Annotated in this window: 20 protein-coding genes; all 20 read left to right on the forward strand. The window is 43.7% G+C overall.

All coding sequences use genetic code 11. The features are described from left to right. The 20 genes from rplX to CH373_RS11600 all read left to right on the forward strand — a co-directional run bounded on the left by rplX (nucleotide 1) and on the right by CH373_RS11600 (nucleotide 11588). Complete coding sequence (rplX, locus tag CH373_RS11505; protein ID WP_100714429.1) at nucleotides 1-354, forward strand: 50S ribosomal protein L24; 354 nt, start codon at nucleotides 1-3, stop codon at nucleotides 352-354. Nucleotides 355-357: 3 nt separating this feature from the next. Beyond that, nucleotides 358-906, forward strand: a complete 549-nt coding sequence (gene rplE, locus CH373_RS11510; protein WP_100714428.1) for a 50S ribosomal protein L5 — start codon at nucleotides 358-360, stop codon at nucleotides 904-906. A 16-nt stretch (nucleotides 907-922) separates the two neighbouring features. Beyond that, nucleotides 923-1108, forward strand: coding sequence for a type Z 30S ribosomal protein S14 (locus tag CH373_RS11515; RefSeq protein ID WP_100714427.1), 186 nt, complete (start codon nucleotides 923-925; stop codon nucleotides 1106-1108). A gap of 13 nt (nucleotides 1109-1121) precedes the next feature. Further along, on the forward strand, nucleotides 1122-1520 hold the full coding sequence (rpsH, locus tag CH373_RS11520) for a 30S ribosomal protein S8 (RefSeq protein ID WP_100714426.1): 399 nt from the start codon (nucleotides 1122-1124) through the stop codon (nucleotides 1518-1520). A gap of 30 nt (nucleotides 1521-1550) precedes the next feature. Then, entirely contained in the window at nucleotides 1551-2090 is a 540-nt protein-coding gene (gene rplF / locus CH373_RS11525; protein WP_100714425.1) for a 50S ribosomal protein L6, read from the forward strand. 6 nt (nucleotides 2091-2096) lie between these two features. Further along, the gene (rplR, locus tag CH373_RS11530) at nucleotides 2097-2465 is read left to right on the forward strand and encodes a 50S ribosomal protein L18 (protein WP_100714424.1); all 369 of its coding nucleotides are present in this window, start codon (nucleotides 2097-2099) and stop codon (nucleotides 2463-2465) included. A gap of 3 nt (nucleotides 2466-2468) precedes the next feature. Further along, the gene (rpsE, locus tag CH373_RS11535; RefSeq protein ID WP_100714423.1) at nucleotides 2469-2978 is read left to right on the forward strand and encodes a 30S ribosomal protein S5; all 510 of its coding nucleotides are present in this window, start codon (nucleotides 2469-2471) and stop codon (nucleotides 2976-2978) included. A gap of 11 nt (nucleotides 2979-2989) precedes the next feature. Next, nucleotides 2990-3169 (forward strand): 50S ribosomal protein L30, encoded by a 180-nt coding sequence (gene rpmD, locus CH373_RS11540; protein ID WP_100714422.1) that lies wholly within the window; start codon nucleotides 2990-2992, stop codon nucleotides 3167-3169. Between the two features lie 15 nt (nucleotides 3170-3184). After that, nucleotides 3185-3709, forward strand: a complete 525-nt coding sequence (gene rplO, locus CH373_RS11545; protein ID WP_100714421.1) for a 50S ribosomal protein L15 — start codon at nucleotides 3185-3187, stop codon at nucleotides 3707-3709. A gap of 132 nt (nucleotides 3710-3841) precedes the next feature. Beyond that, complete coding sequence (gene secY, locus CH373_RS11550; protein ID WP_100714420.1) at nucleotides 3842-5224, forward strand: preprotein translocase subunit SecY; 1383 nt, start codon at nucleotides 3842-3844, stop codon at nucleotides 5222-5224. 4 nt (nucleotides 5225-5228) lie between these two features. Then, a complete protein-coding gene (locus CH373_RS11555) occupies nucleotides 5229-5801 on the forward strand; it encodes an adenylate kinase (protein ID WP_100714419.1) in 573 nt (190 codons plus the stop codon). After that, entirely contained in the window at nucleotides 5794-6012 is a 219-nt protein-coding gene (gene infA, locus CH373_RS11560; RefSeq protein WP_010414515.1) for a translation initiation factor IF-1, read from the forward strand. The genes CH373_RS11555 and infA overlap by 8 nt, the downstream gene beginning before the upstream one ends. A 12-nt stretch (nucleotides 6013-6024) precedes the next feature. After that, the gene (rpmJ, locus tag CH373_RS11565) at nucleotides 6025-6138 is read left to right on the forward strand and encodes a 50S ribosomal protein L36 (RefSeq protein ID WP_010414512.1); all 114 of its coding nucleotides are present in this window, start codon (nucleotides 6025-6027) and stop codon (nucleotides 6136-6138) included. 2 nt (nucleotides 6139-6140) lie between these two features. Further along, complete coding sequence (rpsM, locus tag CH373_RS11570) at nucleotides 6141-6518, forward strand: 30S ribosomal protein S13 (RefSeq protein WP_100714418.1); 378 nt, start codon at nucleotides 6141-6143, stop codon at nucleotides 6516-6518. Between the two features lie 2 nt (nucleotides 6519-6520). Further along, nucleotides 6521-6928, forward strand: a complete 408-nt coding sequence (gene rpsK, locus CH373_RS11575; RefSeq protein WP_100714417.1) for a 30S ribosomal protein S11 — start codon at nucleotides 6521-6523, stop codon at nucleotides 6926-6928. Nucleotides 6929-6933: 5 nt separating this feature from the next. Then, a complete protein-coding gene (rpsD, locus tag CH373_RS11580) occupies nucleotides 6934-7557 on the forward strand; it encodes a 30S ribosomal protein S4 (RefSeq protein ID WP_100714416.1) in 624 nt (207 codons plus the stop codon). A 24-nt stretch (nucleotides 7558-7581) separates the two neighbouring features. Beyond that, nucleotides 7582-8559, forward strand: coding sequence for a DNA-directed RNA polymerase subunit alpha (locus CH373_RS11585; RefSeq protein ID WP_100714415.1), 978 nt, complete (start codon nucleotides 7582-7584; stop codon nucleotides 8557-8559). A 1-nt stretch (nucleotide 8560) separates the two neighbouring features. Next, complete coding sequence (rplQ, locus tag CH373_RS11590) at nucleotides 8561-9187, forward strand: 50S ribosomal protein L17 (protein ID WP_100714414.1); 627 nt, start codon at nucleotides 8561-8563, stop codon at nucleotides 9185-9187. Nucleotides 9188-9486: 299 nt separating this feature from the next. Next, nucleotides 9487-10416 (forward strand): helix-turn-helix domain-containing protein, encoded by a 930-nt coding sequence (locus tag CH373_RS11595; protein WP_165778819.1) that lies wholly within the window; start codon nucleotides 9487-9489, stop codon nucleotides 10414-10416. A 473-nt stretch (nucleotides 10417-10889) separates the two neighbouring features. Beyond that, nucleotides 10890-11588 (forward strand): hypothetical protein, encoded by a 699-nt coding sequence (locus CH373_RS11600; RefSeq protein WP_100714412.1) that lies wholly within the window; start codon nucleotides 10890-10892, stop codon nucleotides 11586-11588. Nucleotide 11589: the final 1 nt, after the last annotated feature.

The following is an 11589-nucleotide window of genomic DNA, read 5'->3' on the forward strand; positions in this document are numbered from 1 at the left end:
ATGTCAAAGCTTACGTATCGGGGATCCGAATATACTAAGTTCAAGACCGTTCGTTTAAAGAAAGACGACGAAGTCGTAATTATCGCAGGAAAAGAAAAGGGAAAGCGCGGAAAGATTCTAGTAATCGATAAAAAAAGAGACCGCGTAGTGGTAGAGGGACTGAATAAGCGGAAGCGCTTTTTGAGACCTACCCAAGAGAACCCTCAGGGCGGTACTGTAGAAGTAGAAGCACCAATGCATATTTCTAACGTAATGTTCTACGACTCCAAAAAGAAAAAGGGAGTTCGCCTGGGATACCAAGAAGTAAAAGGCAAGAAAGTCCGAGTTTCAAAACCGGACGGGAAAGAGATTTAAGTCATGGCAGCAAGACTGAAAGAGAAATACGCAAAGGAAATCGTTCCGAATCTCCAAAAGCAGTACAATTTTAAGTCCGTAATGCAAGTGCCGCGTTTGGAAAAAATTGTTCTGAACGTTGGTATGGGAGAAGCTCATACCAACCCTAAGGCTCTTGAAGCAGCCGTAGAAGAAATTGCACTGATCACCGGTCAGCGTCCTGTAAAAACAAAAGCAAAGAAGTCCATCGCTGGATTCAAAATTCGCGAAGGAATGAGCTTAGGTGCGACCGTGACTCTACGTGGGAACTACATGTATGAGTTCCTGGACAGACTTGTGAATGTCGCGCTCCCAAGGGTACGTGACTTCAAAGGAGTTTCCGAAAAAGGGTTCGATGGCCGCGGAAACTATAACTTTAGCATCAAAGAACAGCTGATCTTTCCGGAGATCAAAGTGGATAAGATCAATACGATCTACGGAATGAACATGACCTTCGTAACGAATACCGGTAACGACGGAGAAGCGCACAGTCTCCTCGCTGCTTTCGGTATGCCGTTCCGGAACCTGAGATAAGGAGAACCCTGCAGTTATGGCTAAGACCTCGCTGATCGAAAGGCACAAGAGAAAAAAGAAATTCAAAGTAAGGGTTCACAATCGTTGTCCCCTTTGCGGTCGCCCTCGCGGTTACCTCAGAAGATTTGATATGTGCAGAATTTGCTTCCGGAAACTCGCGAGCCAAGCTCAAGTTCCTGGCGTAGTAAAAGCATCTTGGTAAGAAGGAGAGAGTAATGAGTTTATCAGATCCAATCGGTGATATGCTTACTCGCATCCGGAATGCCGGACGCGCAAAGCACGAAAGTTGCGTAATTCCAGGGAGCAAAATCAAACGCTCTATCTTGGAATTGATGAAAGAAGAAGGATACATTCAAGGATACGAGCCAGTTCAAAACGGAAGCTTTGAAGACTATAAGGTATCTCTAAAATATGACGGAACAAAACGTCCTGTGATTCGCGAACTCGTCCGGGTATCTAAACCTGGCCGCCGCGTCTATCTTAAGAGCGAAGAAATCCGTCCGTATAAGAATAATATCGGAACTATGATCCTCTCTACTTCCAGAGGAATCATGACCGGCAAAAAAGCTCGGAAACTTAGGGTAGGAGGCGAGGTGATTTGCAAACTCTCCTAATTTGGCAGAGATTGTAAGAACCGAACAGCTATGTCCAGGATTGGAAAAGCAGAAATCAAACTTCCCGACAAAGTGGAAGTGAAACTTGAGAACGATAAGATTCGCGTAAAAGGTCCTCTAGGAGAACTGCAGACCCCTATTTTCCAGGGAATCGCGCTGAAATCCGAAAACGGAGTCGTAAAATTAGAGAGATCCAGCGAAGAGAAAGATACGATCGCTCTTCACGGATTGACTCGCGCGCTATTGTTGAATTGCGTAAGAGGAGTCACCCAAGGCTGGGAGAAGAATTTAGAGATTAACGGAGTCGGTTATCGTGCACAAAAGCGCGGTGAAGATCTGGTAATGAACCTTGGTTTTTCACACGAAGTTGTTTATAAATCTCCGAAAGGGATCAAGATCGATGTGAACGAACAAGTAAAAATCAAAATCTTCGGCATCGATAAGCAGCTCGTCGGACAGGTCGCAGCAGACATTCGTTCTAAAAAACCCCCTGAACCTTACAAAGGAAAAGGGATCAAGTACACTGAAGAATTCATCAAGAGAAAGGCCGGAAAAACCGGTAAGAAGTAAAAGGCCATGATTAACAAACTGAAAAAAGTCGCAGCCAGGCATAGAAGAGCGGAGCGCTCTCGGTTCAAGCTACGCCAATTTGGAGATCGTCCTCGTTTGGTTTTTACGAAATCCAATCGGTATTTATCGTGCCAAATCATTGACGATTCCAAAGGAATCACTGTCGCTTCGGCAACCACTTTGGAGAAAGATTTTCCTGGTGTGAGCAAAAGCCGCAAAGACGTCGAAGCAGCAAAGGCTTTGGGCAAGGCGATCGGACAGAGAGGAACCCAAAAAGGAATCAAACAAGTAATGCTGGATCGTTCCGGCATGATCTATCACGGAAGAATTGCAGCTTTTGCGGAAGCGGCAAGAGAAGCCGGTCTGGAGTTCTAATTTATGGCATACGAGCAAGAACAAGAAGCGAAGGAATTTTCCGAAAAGGTCGTAAAGATCGATCGTGTTGCAAAGGTAGTAAAGGGCGGACGCCGTTTCTCCTTTAACGCACTGACTGTAGTCGGAGATCTAAAAGGAAAAGTGGGAATCGGATTCGGAAAAGCAAACGAGGTTCCAGATGCAATTCGCAAATCTATCGAATCTGCAAAGAAAAACCTGGTGAAAATTCAGTTTCGTGGTCACACGATTCCGCATGAAGTTACTGGGCAGTTTAAATCTGCTCGCGTGATTCTGAAGCCTGCTACTGCTGGAACTGGAATTATCGCAGGAGGTTCCGTGCGTTCCGTAGTGGAAAAAGCAGGAATCCAAGACGTACTAACTAAGTCTTGGGGATCTTCTAATCCAGTGAATATTGTAAAAGCTACTTTGGATGCAATCCAACAGTTGGAAACTCCGGTGATTGCAGCTCGCAAACGCGGAATTTCGCTTGCGAAACTCTTTGGTAAAGACTGAGGAAAACTACAGTGGAAAATGTAATCGTAACTCAAGTAAAGAGCAGCATCGGAGTTAAGAAAGGCCAAAAGCTTACGTTGGAAGCGCTTGGACTTCGCAAAACTGGTCAGCAGCGCAAGCATAAGTTAACCCCTCAAATTCAGGGGATGATCAACGATGTGCAGCACCTAGTGAAGGTAGAAAAGGCCTAATCAGGAAAGTTTAAGATGAGCAAGGAAAGAATTAAAACTGCCCAGGCATTTGGAAAGCTTCGCAAAAGCGGAGAGAACAAAGCCGCTGAAAATACGATTCCGGTTCCGGCGGGATCGACAAAGGCCAAAAAACGCCTTGGTCGTGGTATCGGTTCGAAAACCGGAAAAACCGGTGGTAGAGGATCCAAAGGTCAGTACGCAAGAAATACGGTTCGTAGAGGATTCGAAGGTGGTCAAATGCCGATTCACCGTAGACTTCCGAAACGAGGATTTACTTCAATTTTTCACAAGGATTTCTTCCCTGTGAACCTGAGAGACCTTGAGAAAAGCGGTTTGACCGGGAACATAGATGCCAAAATTATGGTTCAATCGAAGATTTTGGACAAGGAAGGCACTCCTTTCAAGATTCTCGGTACCGGCGAAATCAAAAAAGCAATTCATATTGTAGCCGATCGCGTTTCTAAAACCGCTCGGGAAAAAATAGAAAAGGCCGGTGGTTCGGTAAAGCTTCGCTCAGAATTGGCTTCTAAGGAAGCGTAATTGTTGAGATTGCCTTCATTACCGGTGAATATCCGTTCGGCAAGGGTGGGACTCTAGAAGATAGAGTCCCGTCGTGTTCCAGAAGGAAGGAATTCCTTCAAAAAATGGGAAAGGAATTATAAAAGAGCATCTATGCTAACATCGATTGCAAATATCTTTAAGATCCCGGAACTGAGGAATAAAGTGTTCTTTACCCTCAGTATGCTCTTATTGTTCCGTTTGGGTACTCACATTACGATTCCGGGAATCGATCCAAAAGTTGTTTCTGCAATTGCTGCGGATGCGAATGCATCGGAAGGACTTGTCGGAATGTTCGACATGTTCGCAGGAGGAGCACTTCTCAACTTCTCTATTTTCGCTCTTGGAATCATGCCTTATATTTCTTCTTCCATTATCATGCAGTTGGTAATGGTGCTCGTGCCTTCCTTGCAGAAGTTGCAAAAAGAAGGAGAAGAAGGCCGTAAGAAAATCGGACAATACACAAAGTATGGAACGATTATTCTTTGTGGCATCCAATCGTTAGCGGTGATTCGTCTTGCTCAACAATGGTCTTATGGTGCGGACCAAAAAGCTGCGCTTCACCCAGGATTAATTCATTCTTCGGTAGAGTCCTGGTTCTTTTTAATCGCAATGCTTTCTATCACAACTGGAACAGTGTTGCTGATTTGGTTAGGTGAGCAAATCACCGAGAGAGGAATTGGAAACGGAATTTCTCTTTTGATTTTTGCCGGAATCGTGGGTCGTCTACCTAGTTCCGTATATCAACTGTTTACCGAAAGTTTCGTAGACGGTTTGAACATTATCATACTTTTATTACTCTTCATTCTGCTTATCTCTCTTACTGTTCTTTTGACCCAAGGAGTGAGAAAAGTACCTTTGCAATATGGAAAGCAAATGGTAGGTCGCAGAATGGTTCAGGCAAAGAGCCAGAGCATTCCGTTCAAAGTGAATGGTGCGAGCGTAATGCCGATCATATTCGCTTCTTCTTTATTACTTTTTCCTCAAACGATTATTAGTCAAATCGTTGAGATTCCTGAGTGGGCAGGTTGGGCAGTTCTTTTGGATTATCTCAATCCTTTCTCCCAAATTTGGTATCACGCTAGTGTCTACTTCTTCATCTATGTCGGGTTGATCGTATTCTTTGCATATTTCTATACTGCGATTCAGTTCAACCCAGCCGAGCTGGCTGAGAATTTAAGAAAGTATAATGGATTTGTGCCGGGAATTCGCCCTGGTTCTCATACCAAAGAATATATCGAGAAAGTATTAAACAGAATTACTTTGCCTGGGGCCATTTTCTTAGCGGGACTTGCATTGGCTCCGTATGTAATTATTCGTTTTCTGGATCTGGGAACCAATTCAGGTGGCGGTTCTTTAGTTTATACTTTTGGTGGAACCTCTCTCTTGATCATGGTAGGGGTTGCATTAGAAACTCTGAAACAACTAGAATCTCAATTGTTAATGAGAAACTATGACGGTTTCTTGAAAAAATCAAAGATTAAGGGTAGGGCTTAATCTTATGAAAACGATTATTTTCATGGGACCCCCGGGGGCTGGAAAAGGCACCCAAGCTAAGATTCTTTGCGATTCTCTTCAGATTCCTCAAGTTTCCACAGGGGATATCCTACGCGAAGCGGTAAAAAATGGCACTCAGATGGGCCTAGAAGCTAAGAGATATATGGATGCCGGTGATTTAGTACCGGATTCCGTGGTAATTGGAATTATTAAGGACAGAATTGCTGAGCCGGATTGCAAAAGCGGCTTCTTGCTGGATGGATTCCCTAGAACAGTACAGCAAGCGGAAGCTTTGGATGACCTTTTGAAATCTACTGGAAAAGAGATTAAGAAAGCGATTAACTTAGAAGTACCGGACAATGAATTGCTACAAAGGTTATTGAAAAGGGCAGAAATCGAAGGTCGTTCCGATGATAACGAAGCTACGATCAAGAGCCGCTTAGAAACCTATAATAAGAAAACCCTCCCTCTTCTGGATTATTATTCAGCAAAGGGAAAGCTCTCTCGGGTGAACGGAGTAGGGAACTTGGAGCAAGTCACGAAACTCATTGAGAAGGAGCTAGCTAACTTTGGCTAAGGAAGAAGCAATCACCGTGGATGGTACGGTTTTAGAGCCGTTGCCGAACGCTATGTTCCGCGTTGAGCTTGAGAACGGGCACAAGGTGCTCGCTCATATTTCCGGAAAGATGAGAATGCACTATATTAGAATTCTACCTGGGGATAAGGTCACTGTGGAACTTTCCCCTTATGATTTAACAAAAGGTAGAATTACATACCGTAAGAAGTAGTAGGACTGAATTATGAAAGTAAGAACATCCGTAAAAAAAATCTGCACAAGCTGCAAGATTATCCGTAGAAAGGGAGTGATCAGAGTAATCTGCACTAACCCGAAACATAAGCAAAGGCAAGCATAACAATGGCTCGTATCGCAGGGATAGATTTACCAAGGGATAAAAGAATCGTAGTAGGGCTGACCTATATTTTTGGGATCGGTCCATCTACTTCTCGGAAAGTATTGGCCAAAGCTGGTGTTGACCAGTCCGTCAGAGTAAAAGATCTTTCGGACTCTCAAGAAGCTGCGATCAGAAAAGTGATCGAAGAAAGCATCAAGGTCGAAGGTGATCTTCGCTCCGAAAACCAGCTGAACATAAAAAGGTTAATGGATATCGGATGTTATCGTGGACTTCGTCACAGAAGAGGTCTGCCGGTTCGCGGCCAGAGAACTCGCACAAATGCGCGTACTCGTAAAGGTGTGAAAAAGACCGTGGCCAATAAGAAAAAGGTGACTAAGTAATCATGGCTGAGGAAAAGAAAAAACCAAAAGATAAGAAAGTTAAGAAGAAGGAAAAGAAGGTTGTTCCTCGCGGTAAAGTATATATCACCGCTTCCTTCAATAACACGATTGTGACGATTACCGACCTAGCCGGAAACACTTTGGCATGGTCTACCGCCGGAGCTATGGGTTTTCGCGGATCCAAAAAATCTACTCCTTATGCAGCTCAGATTGCTGCGGGAAATGCGGCTGAAAAGGCAATCGATGCGGCAGGATTAACCGAGGTGGATGTTCTGGTAGCAGGACCTGGGATTGGTCGTGAATCAGCAATTCGTTCTCTTGTTGCTCGCGGTCTTTCAATTAAGATGATCAAGGACGTAACTCCTCTGCCTCATAACGGTTGTCGTCCTCGCAAAAGAAGAAGGGTGTAAGCGCAATGGCAAGATACAGAGGACCAGTTGTAAAACTCATGAGGAGGGAAGGTATCAACCTTTACCTCAAATCCAGCTATTCTTTTAATAAAGATAAGTTCCATAAAAAAGGGCCTCCGGGCATGCCTCCAAAAAGGAAAGCGAAAGTTTCCGAGTATGGAGCTCAGCTACGCGAGAAGCAAAAGCTGAAAAGAGCCTACGGAGTTCTTGAAAAACAGTTCAGACGTTATTATGAAGAAGCGACTCACCTGCACGGAGTTACCGGCGAGATTCTACTCCAACTTCTGGAAAGAAGATTGGACAATGTGGTCTATCGCTTGGGCTTTGCAGTGACCAGACGCCAAGCTAGGAACTTTATCGCTCACCGTCATATTCTAGTCAACGGGGAGAGGGTGGATATTCCATCTTACCGTTTGAGTATCGGCGATAAGATAGAGATCCGTCCTAAGTTCCATTCTTCTGGGTTTATCACGCAAAACATCCAAATGGCGCAATCTATGCAGACTGTTCCATCTTGGGTTTCTGCTGATTACACGAAATTTTCCGGAGAAGTTCTTTCACTTCCGGAACGTCACCACGTGGATATCCCGGTCAAGGAACAAGTGATCGTGGAGCTCTACTCCAAGTAAAATTTACGCAAGAAGGGTTTCAAATTGTCTCTTAAAAGTTTACTCAAAGGATTCAAACGTCCCAAGAAAATCGAATTCACTACTGAAACGAACACTCCGAATTATGGAAAGTTCGTTGCGGAGCCGTTCGAGCGTGGATTCGGAACCACGATTGGAAATTCTCTACGTAGAACTCTTATGTCTTCGATCGAAGGTGCCGGAATTTCCGCCATCCGTATCGAAGGTGTAAACCACGAATTCTCCTATATCGAGGGAGTGGCTGAGGATGTGACTCGTATCATTCTCAACCTAAAGCAAGTACGTATTAAATACGAACCGGAAGATAAGGATCAAAGCAAAGTCATCCACCTGGAACTCAAAGGCGCAGGATATTTCCGCGCTGGAGATTTGGCGGTAGATTCTTCTATTGAAATCATGAATCCGGATCTGCATATCGCGACTCTGAACGAGGATGCAAATCTAATCTTAGATTTGGAAATCCAGAGGGGAAGAGGATACGTTCCTGCAGAAGAAAAGAAAAAAGATATCGAAGTATTGGGAACTATCCCGATCGATTCAGTCTTTTCACCGGTGCAAAAAGTGATCTTCGAAGTTTCTGAAACTCGGGTTGCTCAGCGTTCGGATTACGAGAAACTCACTCTCGAAGTTTGGACCGACGGTTCTATTTCTCCGGAAGATGCAGTGGCTCAGGCTGCTAAAATTCTGAAGGAACACCTCACTGTATTCATCAATTTCGAAGAAGAAATGGAAGAAGAAGAGGACGAGTTAGACGAAGCGGACGAAAAGCTGAAGGCTGCTCTCGGAAAACACGTGGAAGAACTGGAATTATCAGTTCGCTCACTCAACGTTCTCCGCAGTTTGGAAATCGACTTCGTAGGCGACTTGGTAAAACGGACAGAAGAAGAAATGTCCAAATCAAAACACTACAGCGAGCAAGGTCTTGCTGAACTCAAATCCAAACTTGCGGGTCTTGGCCTGTCCTTTGGAATGAGGGATTTCTAAGATGAACAAAAGAAATAAAGTAAAACATCTCAATCGCGAGAAAGGTCACAGAGACGCGTTGATCAATAATATGATCACTAGCCTCTTTAAATATGAGAGAATTGAATCTACCCAAGCAAAGCTGAAGGTAGTTCGTTCTCATGCAGAAAAAATCATTACTCGTGCAAAGAGAAATTTGGGAGATATCGCACCTGAAGTGAAACTTCACAACAAACGTGAGGTCATGAAAAGGGTAAAAGATCGTAATATCGTTACCAAACTTTTTGAAGATATCGCTGCACGTTATTCTCAAATTAACGGTGGTTATACTCGGATTTTGAAACTGGTAAACCGTCCTTCCGATAATTCAGAAGTAGGAATTCTTGAGTTAACTCAACGCAAAGATAGACCTACTCTTATCAAAGAGATCAGAGATAAGAGAGAAGAGTGGATCGACGCAAAAAAACAGAAAAAAGCCGGCGGAAAGGAAGCAGCAGCTAAGAAAGAAGCTGCTCCTAAAAAAGAAGCGAAAGCTAAGCCTGCAAAAGCAAAGGTCGAGAAAAAGCCGAAGAAGGCAGCACCAAAAACTACAAAGGGTCCTGCAAAGAAGCCTGGCACGACCAAGGCTAAACCGAAGAAGAAGAAATAAATAAAAAAGAAAAACCCACACTAGAGTGGATGATCACAAGCCCCGGGAGTTTTCTCGGGGCTTTTTTTGTTTTAGGAACCAACTGATTTTCGATCGGAAGTATGGCTGAATGCTCTTGACATCTGATACTAGCAGATACGACCCTAAAAGAGTACCAAGCAATGTATTTCTTAAACTTTTTACATCTCTCCCTTTCACTGTCTTTTTGGCTGTGGGCAATTTCAATACTGTTTGTACCAGGGAGGTCTGCCTCAAAAGTTTTGTTCTCTTTCGTTTTACTATTGGTGGGAGTTCAAGATTTGTTTCTGGGGTTGGCGGATTCCGGACTTATACTGTATTTACCTCATTTGCTTTGGGTAAACGCCCCTTCTCTCTTTCTTCTTGGACCTGCCTTTTACCTTTATTCTAGAGTTATAAGTACAGGGCCGGACTTATCGAAAAAGGACTTCCTGCATTTAATTCCGGCAGTACTTTGCATTGCTGCGTTTATGCCGATCTATTTGCTCTCTACTGAGGAGAAGATTCGGATTATGCTGAATTGGAATTGGGAAAATGCCGATTTTGGAATCCATTTCCATATTGTTAGAGCCGGCATTTTGTCCGTTTGTGCTTACTACTTTTTTAGTTTGCGCCGGTTGTACCAAGGCGGTCTCGATAATCGGAGACAATTCATCCTTTTGCTTACCGGAATTCCTACAGTAGTACTACTATCTTTCGGTCTTTGGTTCGGTAAGCTTTGGATCCAACACATCGGCGGTATCCTTTTAGAAATTCACCTAATTACTTTTTACCTACTAATGCAACGAGATAGCAAGTGGCAAGTTTGGTTGAAACTGCCTGCTCGTCCAGATCGAGAAGAGTCCCGCTTAAACAATTTGGACATTCCTCAGATTTTATTGAGGCTAGAAAGTCTGATGACTCAAGACCGCTGCTTTGCTGACGAAGACCTTTCGCTTAACAGACTTGCCGATCTTATGGACTTGCAGCGCCACCAGCTTTCCGAACTTTTGAATCGAGTGATCGGAACTGATTTTAAGTCGTACATAAATAAATTTAGAATCGAAGAAGCTAAGGTACTCCTCCTTTCGGAGCCAGATCGTTCCATTTTATCGATTGCCTTTGCTGTTGGGTTCAACTCTAAGTCCGCTTTTAACTTAGTGTTTCGAAAAGTGACTGGGATTACTCCTACTGCCTATCGCGAGATGGGTGAATCTAAAATTGTAGTATAGCTCGCGTTTCGGGTTTTTGGGTGTACTCGGAGAGTCCCCGCCCTTCCTGGGCGGGGGCCGGTGCGGTGGAAGTACGGCCACTCTTTTCACAGAACTGATTTTTGCGCAAGCGCGATTTGTCCCGGGATTCTGTAGGAGCTCCCCAACTTTTCGCCCTATTTCGAAACCGTTCCAGCCTGGGTTTTATTTGTCTTGGTTTATTCTGGAATAAGCCTCTGGAGAATGCACAGAGAGGAGGTGGAAGCTCGCGGAGAGATTTTATCTTATCGTTAAGCCGAGTACGATAAATCCCTAGCCAATCGGTCTAATCGCTTTCGGCAGACTGCTTGGTTTTTCAAACGAATCGATAATTTTTTACGAACCATTCAGAATTGAATCCTTCGACGTCCAATGTTGTCCGTTTGGACGACTGTACTTTGAATTCATGGTAGGTTCTTTACAGTTTTGCTCATAGCGAGCTGCGAGATATCTCTGTGAAAGGTCGATCCGAAAAAAAAGCGTCTGCTATCTTCAATTTTACAGCGAGATCCTTGCTGTTTGGTCTCGTATCGAACGCAACTGTTTCGATTCTCGCGGGTTTTGTTTTAGTTAATCTAAGTTGTACTTTTTTTGAAACTTTCAAAACTGATACTAGTCGTAATTCAATTACAAACGACCTATCCGTAGTAACATCAACCTGGGAGCAGTTTGAGGATAATCTTGAATCTGGGACTTTTCTTGAATACTTTCCCGTTCTGGAACTCGATCAAAATAAGAAAAATGGGAATTTAATTCAAAACGATATCATTGCGGACGCTGTCTACCGGACCGAGTCTTATTCTTGGGAACTAGACTGGGAAGATCCGATAGTCTTAGCAATTAGATTGGATATTGTATCGTCTAACCTCAGATTCTATTACGGTTTCGAAGTAAATCCTTTGGAACTAGGTCATGCGAAGCATTCCGATCCTCTATCTTTCTCTTTAATTCTATTCGCCGGGTATTCTCCAACTCTGACAGAAGTTTCTGTTAAGAGTAAAGGTTTATTTAGTACCGTAGGTTTTACACCCAACAGAAAGTCTACTGATCGAATTGCATTCTTCTTCTCGCACCAAAACGAGATTACTCCCAATCGAAAACTAACACGTTATTATTCTCGCTTAACTCATAGCGATCCGGACTTAAGAGGCTAAA

This window comes from Leptospira perolatii (genome assembly GCF_002811875.1).
GTDB classification, from domain to species: Bacteria; Spirochaetota; Leptospiria; order Leptospirales; family Leptospiraceae; genus Leptospira_B; species Leptospira_B perolatii.

Bases quoted from the DNA above. Each gene is read 5' to 3' on its own strand.
- rpsD (WP_100714416.1), top strand. From the start codon at position 6,934: ATGGCAAGATACAGAGGACCAGTTGTAAAACTCATGAGGAGGGAAGGT.
- rpmJ (WP_010414512.1), top strand. From the start codon at position 6,025: ATGAAAGTAAGAACATCCGTAAAAAAAATCTGCACAAGCTGCAAGATT.
- rplE (WP_100714428.1), top strand. From the start codon at position 358: ATGGCAGCAAGACTGAAAGAGAAATACGCAAAGGAAATCGTTCCGAAT.
- rpsE (WP_100714423.1), top strand. From the start codon at position 2,469: ATGGCATACGAGCAAGAACAAGAAGCGAAGGAATTTTCCGAAAAGGTC.
- rplR (WP_100714424.1), top strand. From the start codon at position 2,097: ATGATTAACAAACTGAAAAAAGTCGCAGCCAGGCATAGAAGAGCGGAG.
- CH373_RS11555 (WP_100714419.1), top strand. From the start codon at position 5,229: ATGAAAACGATTATTTTCATGGGACCCCCGGGGGCTGGAAAAGGCACC.
- rplO (WP_100714421.1), top strand. From the start codon at position 3,185: ATGAGCAAGGAAAGAATTAAAACTGCCCAGGCATTTGGAAAGCTTCGC.
- rpsM (WP_100714418.1), top strand. From the start codon at position 6,141: ATGGCTCGTATCGCAGGGATAGATTTACCAAGGGATAAAAGAATCGTA.
- rpsK (WP_100714417.1), top strand. From the start codon at position 6,521: ATGGCTGAGGAAAAGAAAAAACCAAAAGATAAGAAAGTTAAGAAGAAG.
- rplX (WP_100714429.1), top strand. From the start codon at position 1: ATGTCAAAGCTTACGTATCGGGGATCCGAATATACTAAGTTCAAGACC.
- rpsH (WP_100714426.1), top strand. From the start codon at position 1,122: ATGAGTTTATCAGATCCAATCGGTGATATGCTTACTCGCATCCGGAAT.
- rplQ (WP_100714414.1), top strand. From the start codon at position 8,561: ATGAACAAAAGAAATAAAGTAAAACATCTCAATCGCGAGAAAGGTCAC.
- secY (WP_100714420.1), top strand. From the start codon at position 3,842: ATGCTAACATCGATTGCAAATATCTTTAAGATCCCGGAACTGAGGAAT.
- rplF (WP_100714425.1), top strand. From the start codon at position 1,551: ATGTCCAGGATTGGAAAAGCAGAAATCAAACTTCCCGACAAAGTGGAA.
- CH373_RS11515 (WP_100714427.1), top strand. From the start codon at position 923: ATGGCTAAGACCTCGCTGATCGAAAGGCACAAGAGAAAAAAGAAATTC.